Consider the following 12,710-nt stretch of genomic DNA (forward strand, 5'->3'; position numbering starts at 1 on the left):
CGGATTACTCCCCCGCCGCGAGCGCGGCCGCCGGCTGTTGCGCCAACATTTCGTTGAGGGCGCGGCGATATTCGACCGGCATGACCTTGCGGAACTTGCCCTTATAGGCGTCCCAGTTATCGAGAATGTCCTGCGCCCGGCTCGAGCCGGTGTAGCGCAGGTGGTTGGAGATGAGCTGATGCAGACGCTCGGCATCGAAGCGCGTCATATCGTTCATCACATCGACGCGGCCATGCACCTGCAAGTCACCGCCTTGATGATGGAGGCGCTGATTGAGCTCTTCTTCCTCGGCGACCGATTCAAGTTCGACCATGGCGAGGTTGCAGCGCTTGGCGAAGTTGTTGTCCTCGTCGAGCACATAGGCGATGCCACCCGACATGCCGGCGGCGAAGTTGCGACCGGTCTGGCCGATGACGACGACGATGCCGCCCGTCATATATTCGCAGCCGTGATCGCCGGTGCCCTCAACCACGGCGATGGCGCCGGAGTTGCGGACCGCGAAACGCTCGCCGGCAACGCCACGGAAGTAGCATTCACCCGCGATGGCGCCGTAGAGCACGGTATTGCCGACGATGATCGATTCATGCGGCACGATCTTCGTCGATTGCGCTGACGGGTAGATGACGATGCGTCCACCCGATAGGCCCTTGCCGACATAGTCGTTGGCCTGGCCTTCGAGTTCCAGCGTCACGCCGCGCGCCAGCCAGGAGCCGAAGCTCTGTCCGGCCGTGCCGTTCAGTTTCACATGGATCGTTTCGTCGGGCAGGCCATCGTGGCCATACTTCTTGGCGATCTCACCCGAGAGCATGGCACCGGTGGTGCGATCGACGTTGCGGATCGTCTCTTCGATGATGACCGGCTTCATCTCATCGATGGCGCCGCGCGCGGCCGCGATGAGCCGACGATCGAGCACTTTGCTGAGACCGTGATCCTGATCGACCTGCTTGTAGATGCCGTCGCCGGGTCGGGCTTCCGGCTTATGGAACAGCAGGCTGAAATCGAGGCCCTTGGTCTTCCAATGCTCGTCCATATGGGATCGATCCAGCATCTGCATCTGGCCGATCATTTCATTGAACGTGCGATAGCCGAGCGAGGCCATGATCTCGCGCACTTCCTCGGCAACGAAGAAGAAGAAGTTGATGACGTGTTCGGGCTGGCCGACGAAGCGCTTGCGCAGCACCGGGTCCTGGGTGGCGACGCCAACCGGGCAGGTGTTGAGATGGCACTTGCGCATCATGATGCAGCCGGCGGCAACCAGCGGCGCGGTGGCGAAACCGAATTCGTCTGCGCCGAGCAGGGCGCCGACGATGACGTCGCGGCCTGTGCGCAGACCACCGTCGACCTGTACCGTAATGCGCGAGCGCAGTCGGTTCAGAACCAGGGTCTGGTGGGTTTCGGCGAGGCCGATTTCCCACGGGCTGCCGGCATGCTTGATCGAGGTCAGCGGCGAAGCGCCGGTGCCGCCCTCGTAGCCGGAAATCGTGACGTGATCGGCGCGGCCCTTGGAGACGCCGGCAGCGACGGTGCCGACGCCGACTTCAGAGACCAGCTTCACCGAAACAAGTGCATCAGGATTGACGTTCTTGAGATCGTAGATGAGCTGCGCCAGATCCTCGATCGAATAGATGTCGTGGTGTGGCGGCGGCGAGATCAGGCCGACGCCCGGCGTCGAATGGCGCACTTTGGCGATGACGGCGTCGACCTTGTGGCCGGGCAATTGTCCGCCTTCGCCAGGCTTGGCGCCCTGGGCCATCTTGATCTGCATCATATCGGAGTTGACGAGATATTCCGTCGTCACGCCGAAACGGCCGGAAGCCACCTGCTTGATGGCGGAACGCATCGAATCGCCATTGGGCAGCGGCGTGAAGCGATCGGTCTCTTCACCGCCTTCACCCGTGTTCGACTTGCCGCCGATGCGGTTCATGGCAATGGCAAGCGTCGTGTGCGCTTCGCGCGAGATCGAGCCATAGGACATGGCGCCGGTGGCGAAACGCTTGACGATGTCCTTGGCCGACTCCACTTCCTCGAGCGGCACGGGCTTGCGGCCATCTTCTTCCGCCGACTTGACGCGGAACAGGCCACGGATCGTCAGCAGCCGCTCGTCCTGTTCGTTGAGCATTTTGGCATAGGCGCGATATTGATCCTGCGCATTACCGCGCACCGCATGTTGCAGCAGCGACACCGATTGCGGCGACCAGGAGTGGGCCTCGCCACGGAAGCGGAAAGCATAGTCGCCGCCGACATGCAGCATGGTGCGATAGACCGGCGAGTCGCCAAAGGCGTCGGCATGGCGCCGGACACTTTCCTGCGAGATTTCTTCAAGGCCAACGCCGCCAATGCGTGTCGCTGTGCCGGTGAAATAACGGTTGACGAACTGCTGTGACAAGCCGACGGCGTCGAAAATCTGCCCGCCGCAATAGGACTGGTAGGTCGAAATGCCCATCTTCGACATGACCTTCAGAAGGCCCTTGCCGATCGACTTGATGAAGCGCTTGACGACTTCGTCCTCGTCCACTTCCTCGGGGAAATCCTCGGCCATCGCGGCGAGGGTTTCGAAGGCGAGATAGGGGTTGATCGCCTCGGCGCCATAGCCGGCGAGACAGGCGAAGTGATGCACTTCGCGCGCTTCGCCGGTCTCGACGACGAGACCGACCGATGTGCGCAGACCCTTGCGGATCAGGTGATGGTGCACAGCCGCCGTCGCCAGCAGCGCCGGGATCGGAATGCGATCCGGACCGGTCATGCGATCGGACAGAATGATGATGTTGTAGACACCGCGCACCGCGTCTTCGGCGCGTTTGCACAGGCGCTCGAGCATGGCTTCCATCGCCTCGGCGCCGCGATCGGCGGCATAGGTGATGTCGAGCGTGCGCGTGTCGAAAGTGTCCTCAATCATGCCGATGTTGCGGATCTTCTCCAGGTCCTCGTTGGTGAGGATGGGCTGGCGCACTTCGAGACGCTTGCGCTTCGCGGTGCCTTCAAGATCGAGCAGGTTGGGGCGCGGACCGATGAAGGAGACCAGGCTCATGACGAGCTGTTCGCGGATCGGGTCGATCGGCGGGTTCGTCACCTGGGCGAAGTTCTGCTTGAAATAGGTGTAGAGCAGCTTCGACTGGTCCGACATGGCCGAAATCGGTGTGTCGGTGCCCATGGAGCCGGTGGCTTCCTCGCCGGTGATCGCCATCGGTGCGAGCAGGATGGCCAGATCTTCCTGGGTGTAGCCGAACGCCTGCTGGCGATCGAGCAGCGACACGTCGGTGCGCGGTGCGCGCGGCTCCATCGGCGCCAGGTCTTCCAGCACGATCTGGGTGCGGTCGAGCCAAGCCTTGTAAGGATGGGCGCCGGCCATGGCGGCCTTCATCTCGTCGTCGGAGATGATGGTGTGCTTTTCGAGGTCGACGAGCAGCATCTTGCCCGGCTGCAGACGCCACTTGGTGACGATCTTCTCTTCCGGGATCGGCAGCACGCCGACTTCCGATGACATGACCACGAGGCCGTCGTCGGTGACGATGTAGCGGGCCGGACGCAGGCCGTTACGGTCGAGCGTCGCGCCGATCTGGCGGCCATCGGTGAAGGCCATGGCGGCGGGGCCGTCCCACGGTTCCATCAGAGAGGCATGATATTCATAGAAAGCGCGGCGATCCTCATCCATTAGCGGATTGCCGGACCAGGCTTCTGGGATCAGCATCATCGCCGCGTGAGCGAGGGAATAGCCGCCCTGCACGAGGAATTCGAGCGCGTTGTCGAAACAGGCGGTGTCGGACTGGCCTTCGTAAGAGATCGGCCAGAGCTTCGAGATGTTGTTGCCGTAGAGCTTCGATTCGACCGAAGCTTGCCGCGCCGCCATCCAGTTGACGTTGCCGCGCAGGGTGTTGATCTCGCCGTTGTGAGCCACCATGCGATAGGGATGGGCCAGCCGCCAGGACGGGAAAGTGTTGGTGGCGAAGCGCTGGTGCACCAGCGCAAGGGCGCTGCCGTAACGCTTGTCTGTAAGGTCGGTGTAATAGCCGCCAAGCTGCGAGACCAGCACCATGCCCTTATAAACAATGGTGCGGCAGGACATCGATACCGAATAGAATTCAGCCGCGTCCGGGTCGGAGAGCGCGATCGCGACGCCGGAAATCACCTTGCGGGCAATATAGAGCTTGCGTTCGAAATCGTCGTCATCGGTCACGCTGGGACCACGGCCGACGAACACCTGGCGCATCACCGGCTCGACAGCTTTCACCGCCTCGCCAAGGTCGGAGCTGTCGACCGGCACATCGCGCCAGCCGAGCAGGGTCAGGCCTTCTTCTTCGATCGAGCGATTGACGATGGCTTCGATCTCGGTGCGCACGCTCGCATTCTGCGGCATGAAGAACTGGCCGATGCCATAGTGCTGTGCCGCCGGTAGGGTGAAGCCGAGCTTGGCGCATTCGGGCGCGAAGAACTCATGCGGGATCTGGGTGAGAATGCCGCAGCCATCGCCCAACTTCGGATCGGCGCCGACGGCGCCGCGATGGTCGATGTTGAGCAGGATCTGCAAGCCCATGGCGACGACATCGTTCGACTTGATGTTGTCGAGGCGGGCGACAAAGCCGACGCCGCAGGAATCATGTTCCTTCGATGGGTCATAGAGACCCTGGGCGCGGGGGAGGGCGGGGTCAAAGTACTGGCCGTTCATGGCGCTGCTCCGGAAACTGTGCTGGCCAGATCGTTTATCCAGATCGCTTGACAAATCGTCTGCGGGCTAAGCGCAGATCGCTTACTTGCCGGTCACCTGGAAAAATCTTGCCAACGTATAATGGGCGAAATCTGAATTAGACCAATTGCAAAGGGACGCGCGTTCGCGGTCCTCGACCGGCGGGTTTTCGCCGGACGTCGCCGAACCGTTTTCGCCACATACGCCCAATCATCCCCCGCTCCAGACCGGTGATGCCAATTGAATTCTCATTTGCCGGCGGCGGCATGCTGCCGGATGAGATCCCATAAAACCAGCGCGTCCGGCCGGCGTTCGACGCCACCCTTTTCGCCGTAATTTCAAGGGTCGATGCCCTTCTGCCTAAATGGTCAGCATAGCTGTCCTATTCAAGGCGGGCGAACATGGCAGATTTGCCCCCAGCTTACAAGTGGGGGAGGCCGTTGGCACGGGGATAATTATAGCGTCGTCTGGCCGCCAAACGGGCAAATTGGCGTCAAACGCAGCAGGGTTACAACTGGGGAGCCTGAGCGGCTCAGGCGTTCCCGTTTAGGGCGCGAGATGGTCGGAATGGCGCCGGCGGTCATTGCTCGGCTGCGTGTAACGGGTCCGTTTCGTTTCGTACATGCAGTCGTCGGCTCGTTTGATCGTCGCTTCCAGCCGTTCGCCGGGATGGCTGGTCGCGGCGCCCATCGACAGACTCAGGCGCGGCTCACCATAATATTGGTTGTTCAGCTCGACCAGCGCATGGATGTCGTCCATCAGCTTCTGGCCGACTGCTTCGTCAGCGCCCGGCAGCAGAACGGCGAATTCGTCGCCGCCGATGCGCGCCGCATGGCTGGGTTTCTCGACCAGCTTGGATAAGACTTCGCCGATGCGCGCCAGCAGCGTGTCGCCGGCGGAGTGACCCAGCTGGTCATTGATGATCTTCAGGCCATCGAGGTCGATGATGACGATGGTGACGGGCGTAGGCCCCTTGCGCTCCAGCCGGTGCAATTCATCGACATAGAAAGAGCGGTTGTAGAGTTTGGTCAGCACGTCGTGCTTGCCGAGATATTCGAGATAGGCCTCGGCCTTCTTGCGCGCGGTGATGTCGGTGAGCGCGACCTGCACCAGCGACCAGTCTTTCTCGTGACCGGGTAGCACGGAGAACTGCATATAAAAATGTATCTCGGTGCCATCGAGCGCATAGTTCAGCACTTCGCGCTGCTGGAACAGCTTGCCGTCCCACAGATCGATGAGCTGTTCGCGGAAATTCTGCCGCATGTCGTCGCGGAAGACCTCGTCGAGCCGGTGCAGCAAGGTGGTTTTGTCCGGCGCGCCGAAGAGCTGCAACGTCTGCTGATTGATGTCGACGACACGGATTTCGCTCATGCAACGCTCGACGAACTCAGGATGAACGTCGGTGAACACGCGGAAATCGGTGATGCCACGGAAGCGTACTTCTTCCAGAAGCCGGCGGATGGAGCTGAAATCCTCGACCCAGAGCGAAACCGGCGAGTGGGCGAACAGGCCCCGCGCATAGGCTTCGCTTGCGGTCAGATCGCGGCGCGCCGTTTCGCGATCGGTCACGTCTTCGATGGCCACCAGCACACGCTGCCAGCTGTTCTCATAGCCGGGCAGGACCGAACCTTTGAGTTGGATGTCGATGCGGCGGCCGGAAAGCGAATAATTGACGCTGGTGCCATAAAATTGGGGATGGCCATCCCAAAGCTGCGCCAGTTCCTCGACATGGGCGTCGAACATGTCGTCGCGGAAGACACGCTCGATATTGGCCGTCAAAGTGTCGAGATCGGGTGCCTCGAACAGGCTCAAGGTCTTGCGGTTGACTTTGATGATGCGAAGGAGCGCCGAGCAGGCGCGCACATGTTCACGGTCTTGGCGGAGATAGGCGCGTAGATCGCTGATGCCTCGGGCGCGCAAGGCATCGAAATGCAAGCGCAGCCCGGAATAGTCTTCCAGCCACAGCGAAACGGGTGCGAGATCGAACATTTCCGCATCATCGCCCCGCGACATAGTGATGTTTTCTGGCGCCGCTTCGACGTACGGCGTGGCATTTCCGGAGGTGATGTGTACGGCTCCTTTTCCAGGCAGGCGGCGGAATGGAGGTTCTGGCCGCCTTGCCTGCGTAAGGTACGGTAATCTAGCGATATCTGCTACCGGCGCCACAGGAATTCGGTGAAATCCTTCACAAGCCGTTGCTTGGACCGTTGCCTGGAACCGCAATTGTGGGCATGTCAGACGCCATGAAGACCGCCGAGACCTCGTCCCTCGATTTTGCCAGTGACAATGCCAGTGGCGCTTCCCGCAAGGTTTTGGAAGCCCTCGTGGCGGCCAATGACGGGTCGGTGCCGGCCTATGGCGCCGACCCTTTTACCCGCCGGGCCGAGGAGCGCCTGGGCGAAGTGTTCGAGCGCGATTGTATCGTATTTCTCCTTGCCACCGGGACGGCGGCCAATGCATTGGCGCTGGCGGCGCTGACGCCACCTTATGGGGCGATCTTCTGCCATGCCCATGCCCATGTGATGAACGATGAATGCGGCGCGCCGGAGTTTTTCTCCGCCGGCGCCAAGATGATTGGCATCGAAGGGGGCGCCGGCAAGATCACGCCCGCAGCCCTTGCCGCTAGTCTGGCTGCCTATCCAGCGGGTGTCGTTAAACAGGTGCAGCCGGCAGCTTTGTCACTGTCGCAGGCGAGCGAATCGGGCACGCTCTATCGCCCCACTGAGGTCGCCGAGCTGGCGGCTCTCGCCCATGGGCATGGCGTGCGGGTGCATATGGATGGGGCGCGTTTCGCCAATGCCGTGGCGGCACTCGGCTGCGCGCCCGCCGATATCACGTGGCGGGCCGGTGTCGACGTGCTGTCGCTTGGCGCCTCGAAGAATGGCGCCTTTGCCTGCGAGGCTGTGATCTTCTTCGACAAGGCGTTGGCGGCGGACTTCGCCTATCGGCGCAAGCGCGGTGGCCATACCTTATCAAAGGGACGCTTCCTGGCGGTCCAAATGCTGGCCTGGCTTGAGGACGGCCATTGGCTGGAGCTGGCGCGTCATTCCAATGCGCGCGCGGGGCGGCTGGCTGCGGCTCTCGCCGCCATTCCCGGCGTGCGCCTTCCCTGGTCTGTCGAGGCCAATGAAGTGTTTGCTATTCTGCCAAAGGTGGCCGATCTGGCGCTGAAACAGGCCGGGGCGCGCTATTATCCTTGGTCAGCCGATCGTCTGGCAGACAGCGAGAGGCCCGGGCGAGACGAGGTTTTCGTGCGTCTGGTGACCTCTTTTACCACCCGGGAGGCCGATATCGACCGTTTTGGCGGAATCGCCGCCGATGCGCGAAAATGACGGCGAAACGGCGTGGGCGCCTGTCACAGAACTCGGTAAAGCCTCTCAAAAAAGCGCCTCTGGCGTCCTATCCTTGCCGCAATCCCAATCGAAATCTCGGGGTAGGTTCACTCGTTGATGCCGTGCCCGCGATCGGCGGTGCATCGTTGTATCATCACAGGAGGCTTGAATGGCCGCTCTAAAGCGAATGCTTTCCCGCACTGCCGTTATCGGTAGCTTGGCGGCGGCGACCGCGCTGGTCGGCGCGGCGGCACCGGCGCAGGCGCAGGTTTACGGCTATTGGGGCTATGGCACCTATTCCTACCCCTCTTATCCGGTCGAGCCTTATTACAACTACGAAGCGCCGGACTATGCGCCGCGCTATAGGGCGATGGGCATGCTGTCGCCGAGTGAAATCCGCGAGAGCTTGAGCGATGACGGCTATCGCGTCATCGGCCCGATGCAGCGCAGTGGTCGGACTTACATCGTCAACGCGCAGAACCGTCGTGGGCAGCGCTTCCGGTTGGTGGTCGACGGGATCGAGGGGGACATCATCCGTTCGTCCCGGCTGAGCATGACGCCGCGCAATGAGGCGCGGGAGAACGATTATCGCGAGGGGCCGCTTGGAGGTCCGTCTCCTGGTGCTCGTGGAGCGGTCGTGCCGCCGGCCCCACATGTCGTTCCTGGCATCGGTCCGGAATCGAATACCAGGCCACAAGAACGTCCGCCTCGGGCTGCTGCTCGCCCTGACAGCGAAGGGCCGAACATGCGCCCGGGCGAAAGTAATCCGCCGGTCGCACGGCCACAGGGTCGGCCGCAAGCCACGCGTCCCGATGCAGCCCGTCCCGATGGCGTGAAGCCGGAGGTTAGGCCGGTTACGCCTAACGTGGCCAAACCTGAATTGGTCAAGCCGGAGACCGCAAAGCCGGAGACGAAGCCGACTGAGCCGGTGGCGGCTGCACCCCGCGTTGTCTATCCCGGCGGACCGGTGACCACTGCACCAACCGCACCGGCTCCGGCTGTTACGCCGACCGTGCCTGTGGCGCCGCTCGATGCGCCGCCGAGTAAACCTACGCCTGTAACGCCCGACGTTCCTGTGGCGCCGCTGGAATAAGGTTCTCTGGTCGCGATCCGATCCATTGGGGTGACGATCATCGTGCCCCAATCATGAGCGTATCCTTTCACAAACCCGTGTAGCACAGGGTTTTGTTCACCTTTCCAGGAAGGTGTTGCACCACTGCATCGAGCTCGGTGCTATAGTCCACCCCGTTCAGTCAACACTATCCGGCTTGCCGTTCTTCTCCCACGGCTGGCCGGTCACGACGGGGTTTGGGGTTATGGTCGGTCTTGTGTCCAGCGCGCTGTCGCGTCGCGGTTTTTTACAACTTGGTGGTGGCGTTGCTGCCGTGGCCGCCTTCGCAACGCCGGCGCTTGCCGCGCGTGATGTTGTGCCTTTTCCGGCCGAATATCCGCCGGGCACGATGGTGATCTCGCTGCGTCAGCGCAAACTCTTCCTGGTGGTTGGCGATGGTCAGGCGATCCGTTATCCGGTCGCCGTCGGCAAGGCCGGTAAGGCTTGGTCCGGCTGGGCCCATGTGGAAGGCAAATTCGTCAATCCGGATTGGGCGCCGCCAGCTGTCGTCAAACACGACAACCCGCGTATTCCCGATCTTATTCCCGGTGGCGCCCCCAACAATCCGATGGGTCCGCGCGCCATTACCCTCGATCGCAGCGAGATCGCTATCCACGGCACGACGCGCACTATGCGCGGCTCGGTCGGCAGCGCTGCGTCCTATGGCTGCATCCGCATGTATAATGAGGACGTGATCGACCTGTTTGATCGCGTGCGCGTTGGCATGCCGGTGGTCGCCATCTAGAGCAAACTGCGTTTCGATCGCCCCCAAATAAAAAGCCCCATCGGTTGATGGGGCTTTTTTAGTGTCGGTCCTTGGACTTGTTCCGATTCGGCGCTGACTGCGCTCACGCATACATATAAGTGCGGGTCGGCGGCATGTCGGTGGGGGTCTTCAGGCGTTTGACCGACAGGGTCTGGTAAAGGCCGCAATTGTTGCGCTCGAAAGTGATCGAGCAGGCGGCGAGATAGACGAGCCACGTGCGCGCCGTCGCTTCGCCAACTTCCTTTACCGCCGCATCCCAATTGGCGACGAGCCGGTCATGCCAGTGCCGGCAGGTGACCATGTAATGTTCGCGCCAGCATTCGACATCACGGACCTCGAAGCCATGCAGCTCGAGATTGGTGACGGTGCGGCCGATGTAATCGAGTTCGCCGCCGGGGAAGATGTAGCGGGTCAGCGCCGCGAATTCGGGGCGGCGCTTCTTGGTGCGCGCGGCTTCGCTTTTGCCGGGGCGGGTGATGGCGTGATGCAGGAACAGGCCACCGGGACGCAGGGAGCGCGCGGCGGTCTTGTAATAGGTGGGGAAGTTATCGATGCCGACATGCTCCAGCATGCCGATCGCCGCCACCTTGTCGTAGGCGCCTTCGGCCAGCGCATAATCCTTGCACTCGATGCGCACCTGATCCTGCAGGCCGAGACGTTTGATCTTTTCGTTGGCATAAGCGACCTGCTGTTCCGACAGGGTCACGCCATAGGCTTTCACGCCATAATATTTCGCCGCATGCATCGACAGGGCGCCCCAGCCGCAGCCCATGTCGAGCAGGGTCTCGCCCGGCTTGAGGCGCAGCTTCTTGCAAACCATGTCGAGCTTGTCGAACTGCGACTGGTCGATGGAGTTGTTCCAGTCGGTGAAATAAGAGCAGGTGTAGACCATCTCCTTGTCGAGCCACAGTTCGTAGAAGGCGTTCGACACGTCGTAGTGATAGGAGATGTTCTTCTTGTTTTCGCCGGCGCTGCCGTCGCTTTGCTTCTCCGTGCCCACGCTTTCCAGCGGCCAGGGGCCACCGCGCGGTACGAACAGGAATTTGGCCGCCAGTTTGGCGATCTGCATCTTGCTGAGCGATTTGACAAAGTGCTTCGTGCGCACTTTCGGCTTCTTGGCGACGAGGTCGAAAATCGTGCCATTGCGGATGTCGACGCGTGCGGCCGCCCACAGATTGGCCATGGTCTCCGGCTTGGGCTTGCGCAACATGGCGGCGACGACGCCTTCGTCGGCGATCGCTACGGCCAGGCCATCGGCCGGGTAATCCTTGGGAATGCGCGAGCCATCCCAGAGTTCAATGCCGAATTCCAGGCCCAGCTTCTGATGCGCCACCGTCAGGAACTCACGCAGGAGTTCGAGCCGCTTCTGCTTCTTCGTGTCCATTGAAAACTCCGGGCGGGACGGACTTCCGCCAATTCCGGGGCTTACATCCGGCAAAACCCCCGCTAAGTCCAGCACAGATGCCCGGTCCGGAAAGGTTGAACACCGCTTCCGGGCCCTGCATGCAGGGCAGCCCTGCGTCTAAATCGCGGGATTTCGCTGATTGAACGGTCGCCTTACTGCGGTTTAGTGGCTAATCCTTGGGCAATAATTTCTTTGGAAACACCGTGCCCAAGCCCAGTAAATTGTCCATGGCGGCCGTTCTCGTGCTCGCCGCCGGTTTCTTCGCGCTGTTCGTCAATGGCAGTGGCCGGCTGGCCGTGGGTCTGACCCTGCGTCCGATGGTTGAGGATCTGAAATGGAACCGGGCCGATATCGGCTCGGCGGTAGCTGTATTTCAGGTGGTATCGGCCATCGCCATGTTCTTTGCCGGCAAGCTGGCTGACCGGATGAGTCTGCGGTTTCTGATCGCCTCCGGCGTGGTCGTCTGCGCCTTTGGCATCGGGATGATGGGTTTTGTCACCGAGCCCTGGCATGTGCTGCTGCTGTTCGGCCTGATCTACGGCGTGGGCAATGCCGGCTGTTCGACCACCACGGTCGGTGTGATGGTGGCGCGGACTTTCCCGGGCAAAACCGGCTTTGCCAATGGTTTCGTGACTTCAGGTATGAGCCTGGGGCAACTGTTGATCGTCGCCGTGCTGGCAGCGGTACTGGTGCAGATCGGCTGGCGCTCGGTGTATTTCTGGGTGGCGGCGGCCCATCTGGCCTTGCTGCCGTTGATCTATTTCGCTGTTCCGGCCCATGCGGCCAACGGCTCGCTTATGGCCCAGGTGCCGCGCGAAGGCATGAGCTTGCGCGAGGCCATGCGCACCCGCCGTTTCTGGGTGCTGATCGGCGTGTTCGCCGTGTGTGGCCTCGATGATTTCTTCGTCACCACCCATCTCGTCGCCTATGCGGAAGATAGCGGCGTCAGCCAGCTTTTCGCCGGCAATCTTCTGGCGGTGATGGGGCTTGCTGCCTTGATCGGCGTGCTGCTGGCAGGTGCCTTCGGCGACAAGACAGGCCCGGTGATGCCGACGATCGCGTCTTTCGTTCTGCGGATCGCTTGTTTCGGCCTTGTTCTGATCGATCAGTCGACCGCATCGATCGCCATTTTCACTCTGGCGTTCGGCCTGACCTTCCTTGTCACCGCGCCTCTGACCATTCTGTTCGTGCGCGATGCCTTCGGCATGAAGCATCTGGGTGCCATCAGTGGCCTCATCACCATGGTGCATCATGCGTTCGGCGGCATCGGTGCCTATCTCGGCGCCGTCATCTTCGACAAGAACGGCTCCTATGCCATCGCTTTCGCGATCATGCTGGCATCGAGTGTCCTGGCGGTGGCCCTGATGCTGCTGTACCAGCCGCGCCCGACGCAAAGTGCCGTGGCGGCGTAGAAA

7 protein-coding genes are annotated in these 12,710 nt (G+C 61.6%); 4 read left to right on the forward strand and 3 right to left on the reverse strand.

All coding sequences use genetic code 11. The features are described 5' to 3' along the window. Positions 1–4: 4 nt before the first annotated feature. Both gltB and BLW50_RS01270 read right to left on the reverse strand, forming a co-directional pair. Positions 5–4,663: a glutamate synthase large subunit gene (gltB, locus tag BLW50_RS01265; RefSeq protein ID WP_090696401.1), complete on the reverse strand. Its 4,659-nt coding sequence runs from the start codon at positions 4,661–4,663 to the stop codon at positions 5–7. 564 nt (positions 4,664–5,227) lie between these two features. After that, entirely contained in the window at positions 5,228–6,694 is a 1,467-nt protein-coding gene (locus tag BLW50_RS01270; protein WP_090696403.1) for a sensor domain-containing diguanylate cyclase, read from the reverse strand. A gap of 218 nt (positions 6,695–6,912) precedes the next feature. Between BLW50_RS01270 and BLW50_RS01275 the strand changes: the two genes are divergently transcribed. From BLW50_RS01275 to BLW50_RS01285, 3 genes are all read left to right on the forward strand, one after another. After that, positions 6,913–8,013, forward strand: coding sequence for a threonine aldolase family protein (locus BLW50_RS01275; protein ID WP_244544101.1), 1,101 nt, complete (start codon positions 6,913–6,915; stop codon positions 8,011–8,013). A 169-nt stretch (positions 8,014–8,182) separates the two neighbouring features. Beyond that, positions 8,183–9,106, forward strand: coding sequence for a hypothetical protein (locus BLW50_RS01280; protein ID WP_139267413.1), 924 nt, complete (start codon positions 8,183–8,185; stop codon positions 9,104–9,106). A gap of 223 nt (positions 9,107–9,329) precedes the next feature. Next, complete coding sequence (locus BLW50_RS01285) at positions 9,330–9,869, forward strand: L,D-transpeptidase (RefSeq protein WP_090696410.1); 540 nt, start codon at positions 9,330–9,332, stop codon at positions 9,867–9,869. A 103-nt stretch (positions 9,870–9,972) separates the two neighbouring features. Here the strand turns inward: BLW50_RS01285 and BLW50_RS01290 are convergent, their stop codons facing one another. After that, positions 9,973–11,274 carry an SAM-dependent methyltransferase gene (locus BLW50_RS01290; protein ID WP_090696412.1) on the reverse strand — a complete coding sequence of 434 codons (1,302 nt, stop codon included), beginning with the start codon at positions 11,272–11,274 and terminating at the stop codon, positions 9,973–9,975. A 224-nt stretch (positions 11,275–11,498) separates the two neighbouring features. On the opposite strand from BLW50_RS01290, the gene BLW50_RS01295 reads away from it, so the two are divergent. Further along, positions 11,499–12,707, forward strand: a complete 1,209-nt coding sequence (locus BLW50_RS01295) for an MFS transporter (RefSeq protein WP_139267414.1) — start codon at positions 11,499–11,501, stop codon at positions 12,705–12,707. Positions 12,708–12,710 lie beyond the last annotated feature (3 nt).

It is taken from the genome of Beijerinckia sp. 28-YEA-48 (assembly GCF_900104955.1).
Taxonomy (GTDB): Bacteria; Pseudomonadota; Alphaproteobacteria; order Rhizobiales; family Beijerinckiaceae; genus Terripilifer.

What these genes read in the sequence shown, in the direction of transcription:
- gltB (WP_090696401.1), bottom strand. Translation starts at nt 4,663, where the DNA reads ATGAACGGCCAGTACTTTGACCCCGCCCTCCCCCGCGCCCAGGGTCTC.
- BLW50_RS01270 (WP_090696403.1), bottom strand. Translation starts at nt 6,694, where the DNA reads ATGTCGCGGGGCGATGATGCGGAAATGTTCGATCTCGCACCCGTTTCG.
- BLW50_RS01275 (WP_244544101.1), top strand. Translation starts at nt 6,913, where the DNA reads ATGTCAGACGCCATGAAGACCGCCGAGACCTCGTCCCTCGATTTTGCC.
- BLW50_RS01280 (WP_139267413.1), top strand. Translation starts at nt 8,183, where the DNA reads ATGGCCGCTCTAAAGCGAATGCTTTCCCGCACTGCCGTTATCGGTAGC.
- BLW50_RS01285 (WP_090696410.1), top strand. Translation starts at nt 9,330, where the DNA reads ATGGTCGGTCTTGTGTCCAGCGCGCTGTCGCGTCGCGGTTTTTTACAA.
- BLW50_RS01290 (WP_090696412.1), bottom strand. Translation starts at nt 11,274, where the DNA reads ATGGACACGAAGAAGCAGAAGCGGCTCGAACTCCTGCGTGAGTTCCTG.